The 21,958-nt window shown below is 68.6% G+C and carries 17 protein-coding genes; 7 read left to right on the top strand and 10 right to left on the bottom strand.

All coding sequences use genetic code 11. The features are described 5' to 3' along the window. Nucleotides 1–5: 5 nt before the first annotated feature. Complete coding sequence (locus DFR41_RS16145; RefSeq protein WP_211322603.1) at nt 6–824, bottom strand: SIR2 family NAD-dependent protein deacylase; 819 nt, start codon at nt 822–824, stop codon at nt 6–8. A gap of 16 nt (nt 825–840) precedes the next feature. Between DFR41_RS16145 and DFR41_RS16150 the strand changes: the two genes are divergently transcribed. From DFR41_RS16150 to DFR41_RS16165, 4 genes are all read left to right on the top strand, one after another. Beyond that, entirely contained in the window at nt 841–1,374 is a 534-nt protein-coding gene (locus tag DFR41_RS16150; RefSeq protein WP_114803462.1) for a DinB family protein, read from the top strand. Between the two features lie 216 nt (nt 1,375–1,590). After that, nucleotides 1,591–2,025, top strand: coding sequence for a hypothetical protein (locus DFR41_RS16155; RefSeq protein ID WP_017759800.1), 435 nt, complete (start codon nt 1,591–1,593; stop codon nt 2,023–2,025). Nucleotides 2,026–2,062: 37 nt separating this feature from the next. Next, nucleotides 2,063–2,440 carry a hypothetical protein gene (locus DFR41_RS16160; protein WP_147284369.1) on the top strand — a complete coding sequence of 126 codons (378 nt, stop codon included), beginning with the start codon at nt 2,063–2,065 and terminating at the stop codon, nt 2,438–2,440. Nucleotides 2,441–2,796: 356 nt separating this feature from the next. Then, nucleotides 2,797–4,209 (top strand): serine hydrolase domain-containing protein, encoded by a 1,413-nt coding sequence (locus tag DFR41_RS16165; RefSeq protein ID WP_244917775.1) that lies wholly within the window; start codon nt 2,797–2,799, stop codon nt 4,207–4,209. Nucleotides 4,210–4,338: 129 nt separating this feature from the next. Here the strand turns inward: DFR41_RS16165 and DFR41_RS16170 are convergent, their stop codons facing one another. The 3 genes from DFR41_RS16170 to DFR41_RS16180 form a co-directional block, all read right to left on the bottom strand. After that, nucleotides 4,339–6,441, bottom strand: a complete 2,103-nt coding sequence (locus DFR41_RS16170; protein ID WP_147284370.1) for an alpha/beta hydrolase family protein — start codon at nt 6,439–6,441, stop codon at nt 4,339–4,341. Between the two features lie 466 nt (nt 6,442–6,907). Beyond that, entirely contained in the window at nt 6,908–10,048 is a 3,141-nt protein-coding gene (locus tag DFR41_RS16175) for an efflux RND transporter permease subunit (RefSeq protein WP_114803605.1), read from the bottom strand. Next, nucleotides 10,048–11,361, bottom strand: coding sequence for an efflux RND transporter periplasmic adaptor subunit (locus DFR41_RS16180; protein WP_211322604.1), 1,314 nt, complete (start codon nt 11,359–11,361; stop codon nt 10,048–10,050). Before DFR41_RS16180 ends, DFR41_RS16175 begins: the two co-directional genes overlap by 1 nt. A gap of 208 nt (nt 11,362–11,569) precedes the next feature. Here DFR41_RS16180 and DFR41_RS16185 point away from each other — a divergent pair, with 208 nt between their 5' ends. After that, a complete protein-coding gene (locus DFR41_RS16185; protein ID WP_017760370.1) occupies nt 11,570–12,679 on the top strand; it encodes a PA0069 family radical SAM protein in 1,110 nt (369 codons plus the stop codon). A gap of 25 nt (nt 12,680–12,704) precedes the next feature. On the opposite strand, the gene DFR41_RS16190 is transcribed toward DFR41_RS16185, so the two are convergent. After that, a complete protein-coding gene (locus DFR41_RS16190) occupies nt 12,705–13,154 on the bottom strand; it encodes a TfoX/Sxy family protein (RefSeq protein ID WP_114803466.1) in 450 nt (149 codons plus the stop codon). Next, the gene (locus DFR41_RS16195) at nt 13,151–13,741 is read right to left on the bottom strand and encodes a DM13 domain-containing protein (RefSeq protein ID WP_114803467.1); all 591 of its coding nucleotides are present in this window, start codon (nt 13,739–13,741) and stop codon (nt 13,151–13,153) included. The genes DFR41_RS16190 and DFR41_RS16195 overlap by 4 nt, the downstream gene beginning before the upstream one ends. 194 nt (nt 13,742–13,935) lie before the next feature. Between DFR41_RS16195 and DFR41_RS16200 the strand changes: the two genes are divergently transcribed. Both DFR41_RS16200 and aroQ read left to right on the top strand, forming a co-directional pair. After that, on the top strand, nt 13,936–14,337 hold the full coding sequence (locus DFR41_RS16200; RefSeq protein WP_170159402.1) for a PaaI family thioesterase: 402 nt from the start codon (nt 13,936–13,938) through the stop codon (nt 14,335–14,337). 102 nt (nt 14,338–14,439) lie between these two features. Then, nucleotides 14,440–14,889: a type II 3-dehydroquinate dehydratase gene (gene aroQ / locus DFR41_RS16205; protein ID WP_058644580.1), complete on the top strand. Its 450-nt coding sequence runs from the start codon at nt 14,440–14,442 to the stop codon at nt 14,887–14,889. A 42-nt stretch (nt 14,890–14,931) separates the two neighbouring features. On the opposite strand, the gene DFR41_RS16210 is transcribed toward aroQ, so the two are convergent. From DFR41_RS16210 to DFR41_RS16225, 4 genes are all read right to left on the bottom strand, one after another. After that, nucleotides 14,932–16,206: a multidrug effflux MFS transporter gene (locus DFR41_RS16210; RefSeq protein WP_114803469.1), complete on the bottom strand. Its 1,275-nt coding sequence runs from the start codon at nt 16,204–16,206 to the stop codon at nt 14,932–14,934. Between the two features lie 136 nt (nt 16,207–16,342). After that, on the bottom strand, nt 16,343–18,748 hold the full coding sequence (rpoD, locus tag DFR41_RS16215; RefSeq protein ID WP_043119095.1) for an RNA polymerase sigma factor RpoD: 2,406 nt from the start codon (nt 18,746–18,748) through the stop codon (nt 16,343–16,345). A 345-nt stretch (nt 18,749–19,093) separates the two neighbouring features. Beyond that, entirely contained in the window at nt 19,094–21,013 is a 1,920-nt protein-coding gene (gene dnaG, locus DFR41_RS16220; RefSeq protein WP_114803470.1) for a DNA primase, read from the bottom strand. Between the two features lie 101 nt (nt 21,014–21,114). Then, entirely contained in the window at nt 21,115–21,873 is a 759-nt protein-coding gene (locus DFR41_RS16225; protein WP_017760047.1) for a 3-hydroxyacyl-CoA dehydrogenase, read from the bottom strand. Between the last annotated feature and the right edge of the window lie 85 nt (nt 21,874–21,958).

Below are 21,958 nucleotides of genomic sequence, written 5' to 3' on the forward strand. Positions count from 1 at the left end.
CGGCCTCAGGGGCGGCGTTGATCCTCCTGTTCCGCTGCCGAGCAGGTTCGAAGCAGAAGGGGAAGCGCCTGTGCCGCCGTTGCCCGCCAATGCACATCGCCCGGTGCCATGCCCGCCATGGCATCGGGATTGATCACTACCACGGGGCGGCCTCGATCCCGCGCCAGATCGGCCAGGCCGGCGGCCGGCTGCACCACGCCGGAGGTGCCGACCACGAGCAGCAGGTCGGCTTCGGTCACGGCGGCCATCGCGCGGCGCCATGGGCCTTGCGGCAGCGCCTCGCCAAACCAGACGACGCCAGGACGGATGCGTCCGCCGCAACGGACGCAGCGGGGCGGCTCCAGCCGCTCCACGGGTTCAGCCGACCACGGGGCGGACTCCGCGTCCTCCATGCGATGCGGCAAGCCACAGTCGAAGCAGCGCGGCGTGAACAGGCTGCCGTGCAGGTGGACCACGTCCTCGCTGCCGGCCCGCTCGTGCAGGTCGTCCACGTTCTGCGTCACGACGCTGACCCGCTCCACGCCTGGCCGGCGCACGAGTTGGGCCAGGGCCCGATGTCCGGCGTTGGGCTGTGCCCGTGTCACCACCTGCGTGCGCCAGGCATACCAGGCCCAGACCAGCGGCGGGTCGCGCAGGAAGGCCCCGGGCGTGGCCAGCTCGGTCGGATCGAAGCGGGCCCAAAGGCCGTTGCGCGTGCCGCGGAAGGTGGGAATGCCGCTCTCGGCCGACATGCCCGCCCCGGTGAGGACGGCGATGCGGCGAGCGTTCTTGAGAAGGGTGGGCAGGCCAGGCGGCATGGACGGCATCGGGGCGGCGGTGTTCATGGCTACAGTCTGCGCCATGACCCCTGCGCTCTGCACACTGATGGCGGACTACAACCGCTGGATGAACGAACGGCTCTACGACGCGGCCGCCACGCTGCCGGAGGCGGCGCTGTTCGAGGACCGCGGGGCCTTCTTCGGCTCGCTGTTCGCCACACTGGGTCATATCGTGGCGGCCGACCTGATCTGGCTGAACCGCTTCGTCCAGCTGCCGGCGCTGGCCGAACTGCGCGGGCCGCTCTCCGCGCTGCCGGCCCCGACGGGCCTGCGTGACCGCGTGGCCGACAGCCTTCCGATGCTCCGGGAGCGCCGGGTGCAGACCGATGTCGTGATCTGCGACATGGTCCGGCGGCTGGAGCCGGTTCATTTCGATGAGGTGGTCCGCTACGGCAACACCGCCGGAGCCAGCCAGGCCAAGCGCTTCGGTCCGCTGCTGCAGCACTTCTTCAACCACCAGACGCATCACCGCGGCCAGGCCAGCACGCTGCTGTTCCAGGCGGGCGTGGATGTGGGCGTGACCGACCTGAATGCGCTCATTCCTCACGAGGCCTGATGCAGACCGGAACGGGTCAGTCGTTGGGGCTGACCTGCGCGCAGCAGCGCCGCGAGGTTGCCGGCGCCGCGCAGCCGCTGAAAAGCCGGGCGCCCCCGAAGCGCTTGGTCAATGTCCTACGCATGTCGGCCCCCGGTATTGGCACAACGGCGACCCATGTCGGCAGACCTCGGCCCTTCGCTCCCCGCCCTGCACGCGCCTTGCCGTGGACGCGCCATGGGTCGCCTGGCCTGGCTGCTGCCCGCCGCCGCCGTCTGGCTCGTGGGCTGCCAGGGCACGGACGATCTCAGCCGCTCGGGCTGCCTGCCGCTGCGCGTGCCGGCCGCGGTGATGCTGCAGCGGGAGACCGGCCTCTACCGCGTGGGCGACGCCGAACCTCTTGTGCTGTCGGACCATCCGCGCGACACGCGCCAGGACGCCTTCCATCGCCGAAGCCTTCTGCGCACCGTGCCGCCGGGCACCCGCGTGACCATCGATCGCCTAACGCAACGCTGGGGTTTCGACTCCGGCAAGGGCCGCATCAGTGCCTTCGGTACGCTCGCGAGCGGCGAGCCCTTCGAATATGGCTGGGGTGTCGGCACCGTCATCGGCCCGGCGCCATGGGAAGGGCCGGGAATGCCCAACCAGCGGACGGTCCGATGCGGAGATTGATGCGTCGACCGCCAGGCACTGCACACGAGGAAGTTCCATGACCCTTCGACGCTTCGCCCTCGCTATTGCTTTCGGACTGACCATGGCCGCCAGCGCGCAGGTGATGGCCCAGTCGGTCCTCTACGTCGCGCGCCCGGCGATCGCGCTGAGCGTCAGCGACCGAACCGCAAGTCGCCAGCCGCCTGTGGAGTTCACCGTCACCATGCCGGGCGGCAAGACCACCACCGCCACGGCCGCGCCCCAGGTGGGCGGCGAACGCGCAGGCACCGTGCACTACCCCAGCGACTTCGGCAATGCCGGCATGCACGTGGGCGACTACAGCTGGACCGCCCGCATCGCCGGCAAGGTCGTGATGCGCGGCAATTTCAGCTACCGGCCATCGAAGGACGGGCAGTTGCTGTTCGTGCCAAGCTGAAAGCGCGACAGGTCGTCCAAGCATGGACCGCGGCAGGCATGGCGTGCCGCGCCGACGCCTGCAAGAGCGGCATCCGCAACCCCGCCTCGGCGAGAACTCTGCTACGGTCCGCAATGTGTTTCGACATTCGCGGAGAAGCCATGTGGAGTGAGCGACGAATGCGGCATTCGCCCCGGCGGGCGCGATGGGCCGGGGCAGGGTGGCTCGCAGCGGCCGCCCTGGTGGCGGGTTGCGGCGGCGGGGGTGGTGGTGGCGCAGGAGGCGTGCTCCCACTGGCGTTCGGAACGGCACCCGCCGCTGGCGGCGCGGCCCAGCCGGCGCCGGTCTCTTGCGATGCCTTGCCGAGCAATGCTCAATTGCCCGCGACCGCAGCCCTCAACGCACGCGCCCGCTGCCTGGAACTGGACACACCGTATGTGCCCCCGCCCGGCGATGTGCTGGAGCACTACACCTCCGGCTATGCCAAGACGATGTGCTCGGCCATCTTCATCACCGGGCTCGATGCTGCAACTGCGCAGGAGAGCCTGGGCTACTTCGTCGCTCCCTACGACCAGCGGCGCCGGGTGAATGCGCCCGTGGTCGATCGCGACCGCAAGGAAGTTCGCATCAGTATCCCGGGCGGGGCCACGCTCACGGCGCGGTATTTCGGCTCCCAGGGCTGCATCACGCTGCCGCCCGGCCGGGACGATGTTTTCTTCAAGCCTGTCGCGGTCAAGAGTGCATTGGGCGATGCCGCCACCACTGACTGGCCCATGGGCGATGTGCTGCCGACGACAGCGCTGCCGGCTGACGTGGATCAGCGCAAGCTCGCCCAGGCGGTCGATGCGGCCTTCGGCAACAGCGAGGCCTACACCTCCGCCTTCGTCGTCACCCACCGGGGCCGTGTCGTTGCCGAACGCTACCAGCCCGGCGTGGGCACCGGCACGCCGCTGGAGTCCTGGTCCATGGGCAAGAGCGTGACTGCGGCACTGATGGGCGTGCTGATCCAGCAGAAGGCCTACACCCTCGACCAGCCCGCCCCGATCCCGCAATGGCAGGCCGAGGGCGACGGCCGCAGGGCGATCCGCATCAGTGACCTGCTGCGCATGTCCAGCGGCCTGCGCATCAAGGCGCCCGACGATCCGGACTTCGACCCCAACGGGACCTATCCCGACCATCTGTACTTCTACACGGGCCGCATCGACGCCTTCAACTACGCGGCCACGCGGCCCCAGCAATGGCCGCCCAACACGGTGGGCCGATATCGCAATACCGACCCCGTGCTCGTCAACTATCTGGTCCGGCTGGCTGTGGAAAAGCGGGGGGAGGACTACCTTTCCTTTCCTCAGCGCGCCCTGTTCGACCGCATCGGCATCCGGACGATGACGATCGAAACCGATCCCTACGGCAACATGCTCACCCAGGGCTACGACTTCATGTCCGCCCGTGACTGGGCACGGCTGGGCAACCTCTACCTGCAGGACGGCATGTGGAATGGCGAGCGCATCCTGCCCGAAGGCTTTGTGCAGTTCGTTCGGGGGGCTGCGCCCGCCTGGGTCGCCGACAAGCGCCCCATCTACGGCGGCTTCTTCTGGCTGAACAACACCGGCACGCTGGCCGCGCCGACCTCGGCGTACTACATGCTGGGCGCGGCCGGGCAGTTCGTGGTGATCGTGCCTTCGCACGATCTGGTGGTGGTGCGTATCGGCTACTCCAAAGGGGAGCGCTACGCGGCCTCGACCCTGAACCAGGCGCTGGCATTGCTGGTGAGCGCCGTGCCGGGCCGTTGAGCCCGTCTCGAAGCGGCGGCGACATTCGAGGCGGAGGGCCACCTGGAGCTTGCGACGCCACCGCTCGACGGCGCCTTCCATTGGTCCGTCGCAGGCGCCGGCGGATAACGAGGGGCCGGCCGTCGAACCTCAGACCTGGGCCACGGTGGCCGGCGCGCCGTTGCCCACGCCGCTCGGCCAGTACAGCAGCGTGTCCGGCGCCATACCCCGCTGCCATTTGCTGAACCATTCCTCCCAGATCTTTTTCAGGTCCTGCGGAACCAAGTTGTGCCCACGGCCATAGCACTGGCCCCAGACAAACAAGGGAGCTCCCGCGCGGGTCCATGTGTAGGTCCGGTAGCGATTGACGGTGGAGGTCGGCTTCAGCAGCAGATTGATCGAGGTGTTCTGAGGCACAAGACTGGCCGTGATGCCGTCGACCAATGCGTAGGTGGGCGAGGCCACCTCCTGCGTCAGGCTCCGGTTGATCAGCCGGTTGAGCCAATAGTCCTGGACGTTGGTGCTCCAGGCATATTGGGAGCCCTGGGAGCCGCGCCACTCTCCGGCGACCAGCGGGCCGAACTTCATTGGCCAGTAGTCGTACTCGCCGTAGATGGCGTACACCGGCACGAGTTTGGTGGATGAACCCGCGGGCGGGCTCACCCAGGTGCCGGAGGTGATGCCGAAGGCAGCGAAGGTGGCCACCAAGCTGTCGTCTCGCGCGAATCCGCTGGTGGCGCCGCCGCCGGCCGACTGGCCGTAGACGTAGAGGCGCCTGTCATCTGCAGCAACGCCCAGGTTCAGGCATTCCTGCTTGACGAGCGGCACGAGGTCCTTGAGATACGCGGTGGTCGTCGTGTCGTAGGTCACGGCGATGAATCCGTATTTGGCGGCCGCCTCCTTGATATCCGTCGCCTCGAAAAATACGAACGCCGTCTGGCCCGCACCATGCGTGGCAAACACCACGGGTGCCGGGTTGGACGGGCCATAGTTCTTTTTCACACTGTCCGGCACGTACACCATGTACGTCTGCTTCGTCGTGCTGCCGCTCCAATCGTGATCCTTGACGATGAGATTCCGGCTGGCAATGGCCTGCTTGTAATCCAGTCGGCGGGTGATGTAGTGGCCGTACGCGGAATTGTTGTCGTAGCCGCTGTATTGGGAGAGAAAGCGGTAGATGTTGGCGGTGATTGCCGGGTTGTCCGACTTGATGCTGGCGGCGTTGATCGCCACCTGGGTTCGGATGTCCGAGCCCGCCGTCGCGATGGCGTTGGAAATGCTTTTGTCCTGCCAGAAGATCTGCCCGAAATCGGCGTCCGCGATGGAAAGAATCTCGCAGTCGTTGACGCCCGCCCAGTAGGACAGCAGGGACGAGGATGTCTTGCCCACGAACCAGGTGGGGATGGCAATGTCCCGGAAGTACTGCGCGGCAAAGGTGCGCTGTTGCGTGACCGGATTTCCGTTGATGTCGACATAGCCGGTGAAATCCATGTGGTTGGGCTGCAAGGTCGCGCCCACCTGTGTACTTCCAGCGGCCGAGAGCAGGGCGTTGTAGTTGGCGTCCGCGCTCGCCTCCACATAGACCTGGCTGATCATGGACAAGGGCGTGCTGGCGGCATAGAGCTGAAGCGGCGCAGCGCCGGCCCCATAGCCGACCACGTAGTGATACGTGAAGGCCGAGTAGTGCGTCCCGCTGCTCACTAGGGTGGCCATGGCGGCCGTCACGTAGGTCTGCTCGGACTGCACCGGCCCCCAGGCGCCGCCGGCCCCGGGCTTCATGATCAGCAGACACGCGAGGTTTTGATCCGCAATGTCGAACCAGCCGGCGTCGCCCAGAAAGCGGTTGCTTTGAACACCGTCTGGCAGCGTGATGCCGATCCAGAATTCCCGTTGGCGAGCCCCCTTGGGGATGTAGACCTCGATTTCCCGGTCCACGCCGCCTGCATTGACCGACCAAGTGAAATAGCCGGTCTTGCGCTGGTAGCTTCCGATGGTGGCGGGTTGAGCGACCGCATCGGCGATAGGGCTGGCCGTGGGGTAAGTCCGGGGCTCACGAGGCGGAGTCGGATCGCTGGGCGTAACCGGCGTTCCGGGATCTGTGGGCGAAGTCGGGCCCGGCAACGCCACCGCGGAGCGCCCGCCACCTCCGCCACATGCGGCAAGCGCCAAACTCGACAGCAGAACCGTGTTGGCGCCCAGGAGCCTGCCGAAACCACGTCGGTCGAGCGGCGTGCCTGCGAGGGAGTCGTTCATTTTTTCCACACCTATGTCTCCTTTAAAAATCATCGTCGTTGGACTGCTCGGCATTCTTTGTTGCCGCAAGTTAACTATCCAGTACGTTAGTCGAATGCGATCTTAGGGCTCGTTAAAGGCATCTCCTGCCCGGGAAAACAGCAGGTCGTTTTCTTGCGATGCGGAATTGAATTGGGAAGGGATGCGCCGGATTTCTGACAGGAGCTGCGGTAGCCGCTGACGATGTTTTCGGGGGCGTGGCCATCAATTGCGGCCGAGATGTCCCATCCGCCGTCTATCTGCTCAGCGCATCACGCCGGCAGCGTCGCTCCATCGATGTGGCGATACCGGAAGGCGATGGCGCGCATCAGCGGCTTGGCGCGCTCGGAGTCGATGCACGGCTTTCCCAGCAACCCTCGGCGGTGTGCAAGTTGCTGAATCGAACTTGCTCCGACGCGCCCGAAGGCACCGCCGGAACAGGGGCGGTTCAGGCCGTTGCGTCGGACGCCCCCTGCGCCTCGCGCCGCTTGCGCCCGATGGAGCGCACCAGCAGATAGAACAGCGGCACGTAGAAGATCGCCAGCACCGTGCCGGTGATCATGCCGCCGATCACGCCGGTGCCGATGGCGTTCTGGCTGCCGGAGCCCGCGCCGGTGGCGATGGCCAGGGGAACCACGCCGGCCACGAAGGCCAGCGAGGTCATCAGGATGGGCCGCAGCCGCAGCTTGGCGCCCTGGATCACCGCGTCCCAGGTCGACAGGCCGCGCCGTTCGCCCTCGGCCGCGAACTCCACGATCAGGATCGCGTTCTTGGCCGCCAGGCCCATGGTGGTGAGCAGGCCCACCTGGAAGAAGATGTCGTTGTCCATGCCCCGCAGGTTGGCCGCCACCAGCGCACCTACGATCCCCAATGGCACCACCAGCAGCACCGACACCGGGATGGTCCAGCTCTCGTACAGCGCGGCCAGGGCCAGAAAGACCACCAGCAGCGAGATCAGGTACAGCGACAGCGCCTGGCCCGAGGCCAGCTTCTCCTGGTACGAGAGGCCCGTCCACGCATAGCTGACGCCTTGCGGCAGCTCGGCCACCAGCTGCTCCATGCGCGTCAGCGCCGCGCCCGAGCTTTCGCCGCGCACGGCCTGGCCCTGGATGTTGAAGGAGGGCAGGCCGTTATAGCGGGTGAGCGCCATGGGGCCGTAGCTCCAGCGCGGCGTGGCCACGCTGGAGAAGGGCGCCATGGCGCCGGTGCTGGTGCGCAGGCTCCAGATGCCGATGTCCTCGGGCGTCATGCGAAAGGGCGCATCGGCCTGCAGGTACACGCGCTTGACGCGGTTGCGGTCGATGAAGTCGTTGACATAGGCGCCGCCGAAGGTGATCGACAGCAGCGAGTTCACATCGGTCTGCGTGATGCCCAGCGAGCCGGCCTTGGCGCGGTCGATGTCCACCTGAAGTGTCGTCTGGTCCTCCTGGCCCTGGAAGCGAACCTGCGTGAGCAGCGGGTCCTGCCGGGCCTTCGCCAGCAGCTGGTCGCGGATGCCGCGGAAGCGCTCGTAGTCCATGGCGCTGGTGTTCTGCAGCTGCAGGTCGAAGCCGGCCGAGTTGCCCAGGCCCGACACGGCCGGCGGCGCGCTCATGAAGATGCGTGCCTGCCGGTCGCCGGCGAAGGCCTTGCCGGCACGCTCCAGCACGGCGAAGGCGGTGTTCTCGCGGCCCGGGCGCTGCTCCCAGTCCTTGAGCGCGATGAAGCCCTGGCCCTGGTTCTGGCCGGCGCCGGCGCTGGTGAAGCCGGGCGACACGAACACACCGTCGACCGTGTCCTTCTCGTTCTCGGTGAAGTAGCGGCTCACGCGCTCGGCCACCTCGCGCGTCTGGTCCAGCGTGGCGCCGCCGGGCAGGTTGTACTGCACGAACAGGCGGCCCTGGTCCTCGTCCGGCAGGAAGCCGGTGGGCGTGCGCATGAACATCACGGCCATGCCGGCGCAGATGACGGCGTAGATCGCCATGAACAGCCAGCGCCGCGGCAGCCGCTTGCGCAGGCTGCCTTCATAGGTGTCCATGCTGCGGTCGAAGAAGCGGTTGAAGGCGCCGAAGAAGCCTGTGGTGCGCTTGGGCTTGGGCGCGTCGCCGGCATGCCGCTTGAGCAGCGTGGCGCACAGCGCGGGCGTGAGCACCAGTGCCACCAGCACCGACAGCACCATGGCCGAGACGATGGTGATCGAGAACTGCCGGTAGATGATGCCGGTGGCGCCGCCGAAGAAGGCCATGGGCAGGAACACCGCCGACAGCACCACGCCGATGCCGATCAGCGCGCCGGTGATCTCGCCCATGGACTTGCGCGTGGCCTCCCTGGGCGAGAGGTGCTCCTCTTCCATGATGCGCTCGACGTTCTCCACCACCACGATGGCGTCGTCCACCAGCAGGCCGATGGCCAGCACCATGCCGAACATGGTGAGCATGTTGATGGTGAAGCCCGCCACCGCGAGCACGCCGAAGGTGCCCAGCAGGACCACCGGCACGGCGATGGCCGGGATCAGCGTGGCGCGCCAGTTCTGCAGGAACAGGAACATCACCAGCACCACCAGCACGATGCCTTCGACCAGCGTCTTGACCACGTCCTTGATGGCGCGCTCGACGAAGGGTGTGGTGTCCAGCGGATAGGACACGTCCACGCCGGGCGGGAACTGGTCGCGCATCTTTTCGACGGCGGTCTTCACGCCGGCGATGGCCTCCAGCGCGTTGGCCGTCGGTGCCAGGCGCACCACCACGCCCGAGGCGGGGTAGCCGTTGTAGCGGCCGGTGAAGTTGTAGTTCTCGGAGCCGATCTCCACCCGCGCCACGTCCGACAGGCGCACCAGCGAGCCGTCGCGGTTGGTGCGCAGCAGGATGTTGCGGAACTCGTCGGGCGTGCGAAAGCGCGACTGGGCCGTGAGCACGGCGCTGAAATTCTGGCCCTCCACCGCGGGCGCCGCGCCCACCGAGCCGGCCGCCAGCTGCACGTTCTGCTGGGTGATGGCCGTCTGCACGTCGCCCGGCGTCATCGAGAAGCCGCGCAGCTTGTGCGGGTCCAGCCAGATCCGCATGGCGTACTGGCCGCCGATCACCGACACCTCGCCAATGCCGTCGATGCGGCTGATCGGGTCCTGCAGGTCGCTCACCAGAAAGTCGGCGATGTCGCCGGGCGAGAGCTGGCCGGTCTTGTCGTAGAGCGTGACGATCAGGTCGGGCGCCACGCCCGCCTTGCGCACCGTCACGCCCTGGTCCTGCACCTGCTGCGGCAGGCGGGGCAGGGCCTGCTGCACGCGGTTCTGCACCTGCACCTGGGCGGTGTCGGGGTTGGTGCCGGGTTCGAAGCTCACGAAGATCGACACGCGGCCCGTCGAGTCGCTGCGCGCCGACATGTACAGGTAGCCGTCCAGGCCGGTGAGCTGCTGCTCGATGACCTGGGTGACGCTGTTCTCCACCGTCTGCGCGCTGGCGCCGGGGTAGAAGGCGTTGATGCTCACGGCCGGGGGCGCCACCACCGGGTAACGCGTGACGGGCAGCAGGTGGATCGCCAGCGCGCCCGCCAGCATGATCGTGATGGCGATGACCCAGGCGAAGATGGGCCGGTCGATGAAGAAGCGCGAGATCATGGATTGCTGCGCGGTGCGGCGTTGGCGGCATTCGCCGTGTTCGCGGCAGCGGCAGCACTCGCCGCGTCCGGGCGGCCGCCTGCAGCGGCGGCAGCGTCGCGGGCCGGAGCCTGACCTGCGGGGGCGGCGCCCGTGGCCGCCGATGCAGCACCGCCGGCCGGCGCCATCTTGACGCGCACGGCCGCGCCGGCCTGCGCGTTCTGCGCGCCCTCCAGCACCAGCCGGTCGCCAGCCTTCAGGCCCTCGGCCACCAGCCAGCCGGTGCCCACGGCGCGGCTGGTGACAACAGGACGCACTTCGAGCTTGTCGCCGTCTCCCACCACGCGCACTGTCGGGTTGCCGCGGCGGTCGCGCTGGATGGCCGAGGCCGGCACCACGATGCCCTGGGGCGTGGTGCCCTCATCGACCACCGCGCGTACGTACATGCCGGGCAGCAGCAGGCCGTCCGGGTTGGGGAACTCGGCGCGCAGCGTGACCGAGGCACTGCTCGGGTCCACCGTCACCTCGGCGAGCTTGATGAGGCCTTCCTGGGCATAGCGGCTGCCGTCCTCCAGCATCAGCGCCACCTTGCGGCTGTCGCCCTCGCGGCTGATGCGGCCGGCGGCCAGGGCCTGGCGCAGCCGCAGGATCTCGGCGCTGGACTGCGCGATGTCCACAAAGATGGGGTTGAGCTGCGAGATGGTCAGCAGCGGCGTGGCCTGCGCGGCCGAGACCAGCGCGCCGGGCGTGACCGCGCTGCGGCTGGTGCGTCCGCCGATGGGCGCGGTCACCCGGGTGAACTGCAGGTTGATGCGCGCGGTGTTGAGGGCGGCCGACTGCACCTTCACGTTGGCCTGCGCCTGTTCGTAGGCCGCGATGGCGTTGTCGTGCTCCTGCCGGCTCACGGCGTTCTGCGGCAGCAACTGGCGGTAGCGCTCGGCCAGCGCCCGGGTCGAGGCGACCGTGGCCTGCGCATTGGCCAGCGCGCCTTCGGCCCGCTGCACCTCGGCCTCGAAGGGACGGGCGTCGATCTCGTAGAGCACTTGGCCGGCCTTGACCGTGCTGCCCTCGACGAAGGGGCGCGCGCGGATGATGCCGCCGACCTGCGGCCGCACCTCCGCCACCATGGAAGCCGCCGTGCGCCCGGGCAGTTCGGTGCGCAGGGGCACGATGGTCGGCTGAACTGTCTGCACCAGCACTTCGGGTGGCGGCGGCGGCGCGGCCGCCTTCTTCTGGGCATCGCCATTGCGGCAGCCGACCAACAGCACGAGCGAGACGACACAAAAGCAGGTCAGGGCGCGGCGTGCGCCCGGCGAGGGAATGCGGCTCAAGATGGGGTCCTGGCGGAAGGAGGCGGGGCGCCACCGGCGCTCGCGAAGCGCGCAAGCGTAAGCGGCTTCTGTGTAGGGGATGCAAAGTTCACGGATGTCCCACGGCGGTCGAGGGAAAACCCCAGCAGGACCTGACTTTCAAAATAACTGTATAAAAAAACAGTATTGGCGCAGAATGAGCTGACCCTGCCGTTACCAGCCCTGCCGCATGCCCGACGTACTCATCCCCGTTCACGCCATCAAGGGCCGTGGCGCCGCCACGCGCCTGGCGCATCGCTTCTCCCGCGACGAGCGCAGCGCCTTCGACGACGGATGGGCGGACGAGTCCCCGCCCGCCGCGGAGGGCGAGGCGGGTGCCGAAGGCGAGCGCCGCGCACCGGCCACCGAGGTCCGCTTCGAGGACGCCCGCTCCGCCCTCAGCGAGAACGACTCGCCCGACATCTCCTTCGACCGCTCGCTCAACCCCTACCGCGGCTGCGAGCACGGCTGCATCTACTGCTTCGCCCGGCCCACGCACAGCTACCTCGACCTCTCGCCCGGGCTGGACTTCGAGACCAAGCTGATCGCCAAGCGCAACATCGCCCAGGTGCTGCGAGGCGAACTCGGCCGCCGTGGCTACCGGCCCTCGCACGTCGCCATCGGCACCGCCACCGACTGCTACCAGCCCATCGAGCGCGAGCTGCGCCTGACCCGCTCGGTCATCGAGGTGCTGCAGGAGGCGCGGCATCCCTTCGCGCTGGTCACCAAGTCCAGCGGGGTGGAGCGCGACCTGGACCTGATCGCGCCCATGGCCGCGCAGCGGCTGGCCGCGGTGTACGTCACCGTCACCACGCTCGATGCCGATCTGGCGCGGCGGCTGGAGCCGCGCGCCGCCTCGCCCGCGCGGCGCCTGCGCACCATCCGCACCCTGGCCGAAGCGGGCGTTCCGGTGGGGGTGAGCGTGGCGCCGCAGATTCCCTTCCTCAACGAAGACCTGGAGCAGGTGCTGGAGGCCGCCTGGGACGCCGGCGCCCGCAGCGCCTTCTACACCGTCATCCGCCTGCCGTGGGAGGTGGCGCCGCTCTTCAAGGAATGGCTGGCGCTGCACTATCCGCAGCGCGCGGCGCGGGTGATGGCGCGCATCCAGGACATGCGCGGCGGCAAGGACTACGACGCCGATTTCGCCAGTCGCATGAAGGGCAGCGGCCTGTGGGCCGAACTGGTGGCGCAACGCTTTGCCAAGGCGACGGCGCGGCTGGGCTTCAACCGCGAGCGGATCGGCATGGACACGTCGCTGTTCCGACCGCTGGGGGCCGAGGGGCAGGGCAGTCTGTTCTGAGCGGCCCACGGGCGTCGGCGCCGCGTCAGCGCCGGGTCTTGCGGGGTGGAGGCGGCGAGGCGGGGGCCGCCACCGTCCGGCGCGCGCGGGCCGGCTTGGTCTGGTGGGCGCGTAGCGCCGCCTCGTAGGCGAGCCGGCCCCAGTGCAGGGCCTGTTCCGGGTCATCGAAGATCGCTTCCGGTGCCTGCCGGAAGGAGGTGAGGGTGGCGGGCCGCCCCTCGCGCTGGTAGCTGAAGGCGGGCAGGCCCAGCGCGTCGAACTGGGCCTGGCTGATCGCGTCGGCCTTGAGGTAGAGCGTGTCCCGCAGCACCAGCGCCAGCATCACGCCCTCGTGGTAGAGGCCGTGGCCGCCGAACATCCGGCGGGCCTCGATGCGACCCAGCGGCGCCAGCACCTCGTGCAGGCTCTGCACGAACAGGCTGGGCGCGCGGCCCGGCGCGCCCGGCTGGCGGGGGCGGGCCGGGCGGTCGCTCATGGGGTCTGCCGGGCCGCTGGCGCGGCCGTGGCACCCGTGGCCGCAGCGGGGACAGCGGGGGCAGCGTCCGGGTCACGGTAGCGGGCCGCGCCGATGAACTTGCCGAAGGCCTCGCACCAGATCACCACCGTCGTGTGGCTGCCGATGTCCACGGTGGCCGGCAGCGTGACGATGAAGTTGTCGAAGGTGCGCACTTGGCCGACCTGCACCATCTCGCTGCGGTGCTGCTCGAATTCCTCCGCGCTCTGCACGAAGGTCGGCGACAGGTAGAGCCGGTAGTCCGGGCCCGGCGCCACCGAGCCGCGAAGGGCGATGGCCCAGGGGCCCACCATCAGTTCGCCGTGGGCCCAGTGCAGCAGGTCGTTGCCCTTGAGGTCGCCGCGCATCTCCACCTTGTAGGCGGCCTGGGCGGCCACCATGCCGACTTGCGCATCGCTGGGCGCGGGCGGTGCGATCAGGATAGGCAGCCAGTAGATGCCCAGGCCCGTGCCGAGCACCAGGCCCACAAGCAGGGCAAGGCCATGGGTCAGGAGGCGAACGGACAGGCGGCGCGCGCCGGTACGCGGCGGCGGGACGGGAGGAATCATGCAGGGAAGGCGAAGCGCGGGCGGGACGCGGCGTGGCGCCGCGCGCGGATGGCGGGCGATTCTATGCAACGCCTACTGCGGGGCCCTGACCATCCGGCTGCGCACCCGCTCCGGCCCGCCAGGCAAGCGGGCGACATGCGCGGCTGCAGGCGGCGGCTATGCTGCGCCGCGCGCCGTTGCACTCCCTGCGATCCATGACCGACATCGAAATCCACACCCAGCCTCTGCTCCGTGCCATCGGCTTCGAGCGCCTGCTGACCAGCGACCCGCAAGGCCGCGCGCGGGTGCGCTTCGCGCCGCGCGCCGAGTTCGCCCACACGGAGGGCACCGTGGTGCAGGGCGGCTTCGTCACCGCATGGCTGGACAACGCCATGGCCTTCGCCGTTTTCTCGCGCGAGCGGGGCGTAGGCCTGGCCTCGCTGGAGATCAAGACCAGTTTTCTTGAAGCCGTGCGCGTGGCGCCGGTGGAGGCCGAAGCGCGGGTGATCCGCTGGGGCGGCAGCGTGGTCTTCCTGGAGGCCGAGTTGTTCGACGAGGCCGGGCGCCTGCTGGCACGCGCGTCATCCACCGGCAAGCTGCTGCGGCCCCGCGGCTGAGCAGTGAGGCCGGGCAGGCGCACCGGGGCGCGCTCCGGTCGCGGTCATCTTATTTAATATGCCGCACCCCTTTCCCGCGGCGCAACGCCCCAGAGACCTCGCATGAAGAAGATCCTCGTCCTCAACGGCCCCAACCTCAACCTGCTGGGCACGCGCGAGCCTGCGCAGTACGGCCATGAAACCCTGGCCGACGTCGAGCGGATGTGCGCCGAGGCCGGCGCCGCGCTGGGCGTGGAGGTCGAATGCCGCCAGTCCAACCACGAGGGCGTGCTGCTGGACTGGATCCACGAGGCCGGCCGCGAGGTGGCCGCGGGCCGCATGCTCGGCGTGGTGATGAACCCGGGCGCCTACACCCATACCTCCATCGCGCTGCACGACGCCATCAAGGGCGCCAGCGTGCCGCTGATCGAACTGCACATCTCCAACGTGCATGCGCGCGAATCCTTCCGCCACCACTCGTACATCTCGCCGGCGGCGCGCGGCATCATCGTCGGGCTGGGCGTGAAGGGCTATCCGCTGGCCATCGAGGCCCTGGTGCGCGTCAGCAGCTGATCGACGGGTCGATGCCAGGGCGCGGCCGCTGCGGCTGCGCCTTCAGGACTCCAGCTTCGTCGTCGCTTCCACGGGCAGGGGCGCTGCTGCGGCGGTGCTGTCGCGGCCGATCTCGGGCCAGCGTCGGTGCAACCAGGTCCAGGCGACCAGCCCGACGCCCATCATCAGCAACGACGACAGCGCCATCGCCATCGGCGAATCCATGACCAGCGGCGCGACCAGGCCGGCCACGATGCCGTTGGCGGTGGAGCCGATCACGGCCTGCAGCGACGAGGCCATGCCGCGGCGCGTGGGATGCAGGTCCAGCACCAGCAGCGTCACCACCGGCACCATCAGCGCCCAGCCGAAACCGAACACCGCCAGCGGCCACAGCGCCCACCAGGCCTGCGGCACCAGCAGCGCATTGGCCACCACATTGACCACCGAGGTCAGCAGCATCACCACGAAGCCGTCGCGGATCTGCCGCTTGGGCTTGGCCTTGCCCGCCATGCGCCCGCTGGCCCAGGCGCCGAGCATGATGCCGCCGATGTTGAGCACGAAGAACCAGAAGAACTGCGTGGGCGCCAGACCCAGGTGGTCGCCCAGGAAGGCCGGCGCCGCCAGCACGTAGAGGAAGAGCCCGTTGAAGGGCACGCCGCTGGCCAGCGCCAGCAGCAGGAAGCGCGGGTCGGAGCACAGCTGCCAGTAGCCGCGCATCAGGTCGCGCACGGCGAAGGGCTGGCGCTGGCTGGTGTGCAGTGTCTCCGGCAGGAGCTTCCAGTTGGCCACCAGTAGCACGATGCCCACCGCCACCAGGAACCAGAAGATGCTGTGCCAGCCCGCATGCACCAGCAGGAAGCCGCCGATGATGGGCGCGATGGCCGGCGCCAGGCCGAAGTAGATGGTGATCTGCGCCATCACCTTCTGCGCGTCGGCGGGCGGGAACATGTCGCGCACCACGGCGCGCGACACCACGATGCCCGCGCCCGTCGACAGGCCCTGCAGCGCGCGGAAGAACACCAGCTGCCCGATGGTCTGCGACAGCGCACAGCCCAGCGAGGCGAGCGTGAACACCAGGAGGCCCCACAGCACCACCGGCCGCCGGCCGAAGCTGTCCGACAGCGCACCGTGGAACAGGTTCATGAAGGCAAAGCCGAACAGGTAGGCCGACAGCGTCTGCTGCATCTCGGTGGGCGTCGCGCCGATGGAGCGCGCGATGCCCGAGAAGGCCGGGATGTAGGTGTCGATGGAGAAGGGCCCCAGCATGCCCAGCACCGCCAGCAGGATGGCCAGGGCCCAGCGCGGCGCGCGCCAGAGTTGGTTGGCATCGGGATTCATGCGTGTCTCTTTCCTTCTGTCTGCCTGGTCTTGCCCGGCGGGCTGCCTCTCGCACTTTGCATGGGCGGCCAACGAAAACGGCGCCCCGGCCTTCGAAGGCCGCGGGCGCCGCGTCAGCGGGGCGCGTCGGGCGCGCTTACAGCGTGTCGATGAACGAACGCAGCTTGTCCGAGCGGCTCGGGTGCTTGAGCTTGCGCAGCGCCTTGGCCTCGATCTGGCGGATGCGCTCGCGCGTCACATCGAACTGCTTGCCCACTTCCTCCAGCGTGTGGTCGGTGGACATCTCGATGCCGAAGCGCATGCGCAGCACCTTGGCCTCGCGCGGGGTGAGCGAGTCGAGGATGTCCTTGACCACGTCGCGCAGGCCGGCCTGCATGGCGGCTTCGATCGGCGCGGTGTTGTTGGTGTCCTCGATGAAATCGCCCAGGTGCGAATCGTCGTCGTCGCCGATCGGCGTCTCCATGGAGATCGGCTCCTTGGCGATCTTCATGATCTTGCGGATCTTGTCCTCGGGGATCTCCATGCGCTCGGCCAGGATGGACGCATCGGGCTCGAAGCCGAACTCCTGCAAGTGCTGGCGCGAGATGCGGTTCATCTTGTTGATCGTCTCGATCATGTGCACCGGGATGCGGATAGTCCGTGCCTGGTCGGCGATCGAGCGGGTGATGGCCTGGCGGATCCACCACGTCGCATAGGTCGAGAACTTGTAGCCGCGGCGGTATTCGAACTTGTCGACCGCCTTCATCAGGCCGATGTTGCCTTCCTGGATCAGGTCCAGGAACTGCAGACCACGGTTGGTGTACTTCTTGGCGATGGAGATCACCAGGCGCAGGTTGGCCTCGATCATCTCCTTCTTGGCGTCGCGCGAGGACTTCTCGCCGGCGTTCATGCGGCGGTTGATTTCCTTGAGCTCGGTCAGCGGCACCACCACGCGCGACTGGATGTCGGTCAGCTGCTGCTGCAGTTCCTGCACCGGCGGGATGTTGCGCTGCATGACGGCGCTCCAGGGCTTGCCGGCCGCCGACTGCTTCTCGATCCACTGCAGGTTCAGCAGGTTGGACTGGACGCGGTTGCCGTTCTTGTCGATGCCGCCGAAGTCGCGGATGAAGTCTTCCTGCGGATAGCCGCACTTCTCCACGATGATGCGGCGCAGCTCGCGCTCCTTCTTGCGCACGTCTTCCACCGTGCCCCGCAGCATGTCGCACAGCTTCTCGATGGTCTTGGCCGTGAAGCGGATGGTCATCAGCTCTTCCGACAGGGACTGCTGCGCCTTCTGGTACGCCGGCGTGCCGTAGCCTTCCTTGTCGTAGATCTTGTGGATCTTCTCGAACAGCGAGGCGATGCTGTCGAAGCGCGACAGCGCCTCGTTCTTCATCTCCTCGAGCTTCTTGGTCAGCGCCTTGGAGCCGCCGTTGCCGTCGTCGTCGTCCTCGGCGTCGAACTCGTCGAAGTCTTCCTCGGCCACGTAGTCGTCGGCCTCGTTCGGGTTGGAGAAGCCGTCCACCACGGTGGAGATGACGACCTTGCCCTCGCGGATGTCCGCGGCCATGCGCAGGATCTCGGCGATGGTGGCCGGCGAGGCGCTGATGGCGGCCATCATGTCCTGCAGGCCGCCTTCGATGCGCTTGGCGATCTCGATCTCGCCTTCGCGCGTCAGCAGCTCCACGGTGCCCATCTCGCGCATGTACATGCGCACCGGGTCGGTGGTGCGGCCGAATTCGCTGTCCACGGTGGACAGGGCGGCTTCGGCTTCTTCCTCGGCCTCTTCGACGGTGGCGGCCGTGGGCGTGACGTTGTTCTGGAACAGCGTCTCGGCGTCGGGCGTCGTCTCGTACACCGCCACGCCCAGGTCGTTGAGCATGGTGACCACGACTTCCATGGTCTCGGCGTCGACCAGCTTGTCGGGCAGGTGGTCGGAGATCTCGCCCTGCGTCAGGTAGCCGCGGGTCTTGCCCAGCGTGATCAGCGTCTTCAGGCGCTGGCGGCGCTTGGCCATGTCCTCTTCGGACAGGACGGTCTCGTCCAGGCCGAATTCCTTCATCAAGGCGCGTTCCTTCGCCTTGCTGATCTTCATGCGCAGCGGCTTGGCCTTCTCGACCGTGGCCGTGGTGGCGGCCTCGGGCTCGGGCGTCTCTTCCTCGGCGAACTCGGCTTCGACGTCGGAGAAGTCCTCCTCGACGTCCTTGGCCTCGGCCGCGGCGGCCTTGGGCTTGCGGCCGCGCTTGGCGCCGGTGGTGGCGCCTTCCTTGTCGGCGGCGGCCTTGGGCGGGCGGCCCGGCTTCTTCTTGGCGGGCACGGCGATCTCGTCGGCCGTGGCGGCAGCGGCGGCCTTGGCGGTCGTTTTCTTCAGTTCTTCGGTGGCCTTCTCGGCTTTGGCAGGGGACTTCGTGGCGGGCACTGACTGGGCTTTCGTGGCGGACTTGCTGGCCGGGGTGGTGGTGGTCGCCTTCACAGGCGCGACCACGGCGGCCGAGGTTTTGGTCTTGGCGGCGGGCTTGGCGGCGGCGGTTGTCGTCGTCTTTCCGGACTTTTGAGCAGGCATAGGACCCCAGGGCCCGTGAGGACCCACAGAAAGAAATTGAATCAACAGGCGCCGTCAGGCCGGCGCGGCGAGAGAGTGCCGGTGAGGACGCGGGGACCGCGCGACCGACACGCCAGGCAAGATGGGGGGGCGAACATTTGGAATGCAAGCCCTTGCGGAAGAAAGGAGGCCGGTCGTGCACGGGGGCATCGGTAGGCCAGGGTCCGGAGGTGCTGCTGTCGCTCTTGCCGAGACGAGCCGTGGATTATACCTTTGTCAATCAATTCCTACGCGGTTTGCGGGGGATTGACTGCAGGAGCGGCGTGGCTTCCGGGACCGCTGCCGGAAATCGGACCGGTGGGCGGCTCAACTGCCGGCGCGCTGCTTCTTCTCGAGCGCCAGGCGCCGCGTCAGCAACTCGCGGTAGCGCGCCAGCGCCTGCGGATCGCGGCCGGCGGCGGCGATGGCCTCGGTTTCCTGCGTCTTGAGCTGCTCGATCAACATGCGGTCGAGCAGGTCGCGCAGTTCGGCGTCCCATTCGGCATCGGAGGCGGTGCCGGCCGGCCCGGCCATCAGGCGCACCGCGAGGTCCTCGAAAGCCTGGCCGGCCATGTCGGCGCGCAATTGCGGCCATTCCAGGGGGCCGTATTCGTGGAGGCAGCTTTCCAGCCAGGCGAACAGCGGGCCGTGCGGCGGCGGCAGGCTGCACAGCAGGGCATGTTCCTCGCCGGAAAGATGCTCCCAGGCCGCCAACCGCTCCAGTATCAGGCGCGCGGCATGGTCCGCGCGGCTGGCCGGCTTGGGACGCGGGCCCGCGGGGCGGGGCGGGGCGGAGGGAAAGGGCCGCTTGCCGCGGCGCTGCGACGACCAGCGCGGCTGCGCTGGCGGCGTGCCGTCGTCCCAGGCCGGTGGCATCGGCTCGCCATGGAAGTCGTGCGGCTCATGCTCGTCGCGGGTGGCGGCTGGCGAAGGCGGCGGTGTCTGCCCGGCCCACAGGGCCTGAAGCCCTGCCGGCTCCAGATGCGCCGCCTGGGCGATCTCCGCCAGCAACTGCTGGCGCAGCGCGCCTTCGGGCAGCGCCTGCCACAGGGGCCGCGCCTGGCTCGCCATGCGGGCGCGGCCTTCGGCGCTGCCCAGTTCGCAGCCTTCGCGCGCCGCTTCGAGCAGGAAGCGGCTGAGCGGCACGGCCTGCGCCACCGCCCGGGCGAAGCCTTCCTCGCCGTTCTCGCGGATGAAGCTGTCGGGGTCGTGCTCCTCGGGCAGGAACAGGAACTTGACGCTGCGGACATCGGTGGCGTGGGGCAGGGCCGCCTCCAGCGCCTTGCGGGCTGCGCGGCGGCCGGCGGCGTCGCCGTCGAAGCTGAACACCACCGAATCGGTGAAGCGAAACAGCTTGTGCACATGGTCGTCCGTACAGGCCGTGCCCAGCGTCGCCACCGCGTTCGGAAAGCCCAGCTGGGCCAGGGCCACCACGTCCATGTAGCCCTCGGTGACGAGCGCGTAGCCATGGTCGCGCAGGGCGGTGCGGGCTTCGAACAGCCCGTAGAGCTCGCGGCCCTTGCTGAAGACCGGTGTCTCGGGCGAATTGAGGTACTTGGGCTTCTCGTCGCCCAGCACCCGGCCGCCGAAGCCGATGCATTCGCCCTTGACGTTGCGGATCGGGAACATCACCCGGTCGCGGAAGCGGTCGTAGCGCTTGCCATCCTCGCCTTCGTCGCTGGCGATCACCAGGCCGCTCTCGACCAGCAGCGCGTCGGCGTAGTCCGGAAAGACGCTGGCCAGCGTGCGCCAGCCTTCGGGCGCATAGCCCAGTCCGAAGCGCTTGGCGATGGCGCCCGAGACGCCGCGGCGCTTGAGGTAGTCCACGGCGCGCGGCGAGTCGCGCAGCAGCCGGCGGTAGGCGTCGCCGGCTTTTTCCAGCACGTCGGTGAGCGTGGCCTGGCGCTCGCGCCGCGCGGCCACCTGGGCCTTCTGCTCGGGCGAGAGGGGGTCGTCGTCGGGCACCTGCAGGCCGTACTGGCCGGCCAGGTCCTGCACCGCGTCGCGGAATCCGACGCCCGTGTGCTCCATCAGGAAGCGGATCGCGTCACCATGGGCCCCGCAGCCGAAGCAGTGATAGAACTGCTTGGTCGGGCTGACTGAGAAGGACGGCGACTTCTCCCCGTGGAAAGGGCACAGCCCCATGAAGTTGGCGCCGCCCTTCTTGAGCTGCACATGCCGCCCGACGATCTCGACGATGTCGGTGCGGGTGAGCAGTTCCTGGATGAAGGATTCGGGGATGGCCATGGGACGAGAACCAACGAAAAAGGGGCGCCTCCCTGCGGATGGCGCCCCCTCGGGCGAGGTTGAAGTATCGGCGAAAAGTCGTCAACCTAGCCCGGGCAGGGTCAGCGCGGCGCCAGGCGGATGGCGCCGTCCAGGCGGATCACCTCGCCGTTGAGCATGTCGTTCTCGATGATGTGTCTGGCCAGCTTGGCGTAATCGGCCGGCGTGCCCAGGCGCGAGGGGAAGGGCACGCTGGCGGCCAGCGCGTCCTGCACGTCCTGCGGCATGCCGAAGAGCATGGGTGTGCCGAAGATGCCGGGGGCGATGGTCATGTTGCGGATGCCGCTGCGCGCCAGGTCGCGGGCGATGGGCAGCGTCATGCCGACGACGCCGCCCTTGCTGGCGCTGTACGCGGCCTGGCCGATCTGGCCGTCGTAGGCGGCCACGCTGGCGGTGGAAATCAGCACGCCGCGCTCGCCGGTGGCCTCGGGCTCGTTCTTCGCCATGGCGTCGGCCGCCAGGCGGATCATGTTGAAGCTGCCCAGCAGATTGACGCGCAGCGTCTTCTCGAAGACGGCCAGGGCGTGCGGGCCTTTCTTGCCCACGGTCTTCTCGGCCGGTGCGATGCCGGCGCAGTTGACCAGGCCGACGAGCTTGCCGAGTTCCAGCGCCGCGGCCACCACGGCCTGGCCGTCGGCCTCCTGGCTCACATCGCAGCGCACAAAGCGCCCGCCGATCTCGGCGGCGACGGCCTCACCCTTGTCCGCCTGCATGTCGGCGATGACGACCTTCGCGCCGTGCTCGGCCAGCATGCGCGCCGTGCCTTCGCCGAGGCCCGACGCGCCGCCGGTGACGATGAAAACCCTGTCCTTGATCTGCATGGATGCTGTCTCCTTGTTGCGGGCAAAACCGCCATGATAGGAGCGGGCCGGCAGCGACGGCGGACGAAAAAAAGCCCCGCCGAGG

Source organism: Pseudacidovorax intermedius (assembly GCF_003350475.1).
In the GTDB taxonomy this organism is placed as follows: Bacteria; Pseudomonadota; Gammaproteobacteria; order Burkholderiales; family Burkholderiaceae_C; genus Xenophilus; species Xenophilus intermedius.

Excerpts from the sequence above, each read along its gene's own strand:
- DFR41_RS16145 (WP_211322603.1), bottom strand. The coding sequence starts at position 824 with ATGAACACCGCCGCCCCGATGCCGTCCATGCCGCCTGGCCTGCCCACC.
- DFR41_RS16150 (WP_114803462.1), top strand. The coding sequence starts at position 841 with ATGACCCCTGCGCTCTGCACACTGATGGCGGACTACAACCGCTGGATG.
- DFR41_RS16155 (WP_017759800.1), top strand. The coding sequence starts at position 1,591 with ATGGGTCGCCTGGCCTGGCTGCTGCCCGCCGCCGCCGTCTGGCTCGTG.
- DFR41_RS16160 (WP_147284369.1), top strand. The coding sequence starts at position 2,063 with ATGACCCTTCGACGCTTCGCCCTCGCTATTGCTTTCGGACTGACCATG.
- DFR41_RS16170 (WP_147284370.1), bottom strand. The coding sequence starts at position 6,441 with ATGAACGACTCCCTCGCAGGCACGCCGCTCGACCGACGTGGTTTCGGC.
- DFR41_RS16185 (WP_017760370.1), top strand. The coding sequence starts at position 11,570 with ATGCCCGACGTACTCATCCCCGTTCACGCCATCAAGGGCCGTGGCGCC.
- DFR41_RS16190 (WP_114803466.1), bottom strand. The coding sequence starts at position 13,154 with ATGAGCGACCGCCCGGCCCGCCCCCGCCAGCCGGGCGCGCCGGGCCGC.
- DFR41_RS16195 (WP_114803467.1), bottom strand. The coding sequence starts at position 13,741 with ATGATTCCTCCCGTCCCGCCGCCGCGTACCGGCGCGCGCCGCCTGTCC.
- DFR41_RS16200 (WP_170159402.1), top strand. The coding sequence starts at position 13,936 with ATGACCGACATCGAAATCCACACCCAGCCTCTGCTCCGTGCCATCGGC.
- aroQ (WP_058644580.1), top strand. The coding sequence starts at position 14,440 with ATGAAGAAGATCCTCGTCCTCAACGGCCCCAACCTCAACCTGCTGGGC.
- DFR41_RS16210 (WP_114803469.1), bottom strand. The coding sequence starts at position 16,206 with ATGAATCCCGATGCCAACCAACTCTGGCGCGCGCCGCGCTGGGCCCTG.
- rpoD (WP_043119095.1), bottom strand. The coding sequence starts at position 18,748 with ATGCCTGCTCAAAAGTCCGGAAAGACGACGACAACCGCCGCCGCCAAG.
- dnaG (WP_114803470.1), bottom strand. The coding sequence starts at position 21,013 with ATGGCCATCCCCGAATCCTTCATCCAGGAACTGCTCACCCGCACCGAC.
- DFR41_RS16225 (WP_017760047.1), bottom strand. The coding sequence starts at position 21,873 with ATGCAGATCAAGGACAGGGTTTTCATCGTCACCGGCGGCGCGTCGGGC.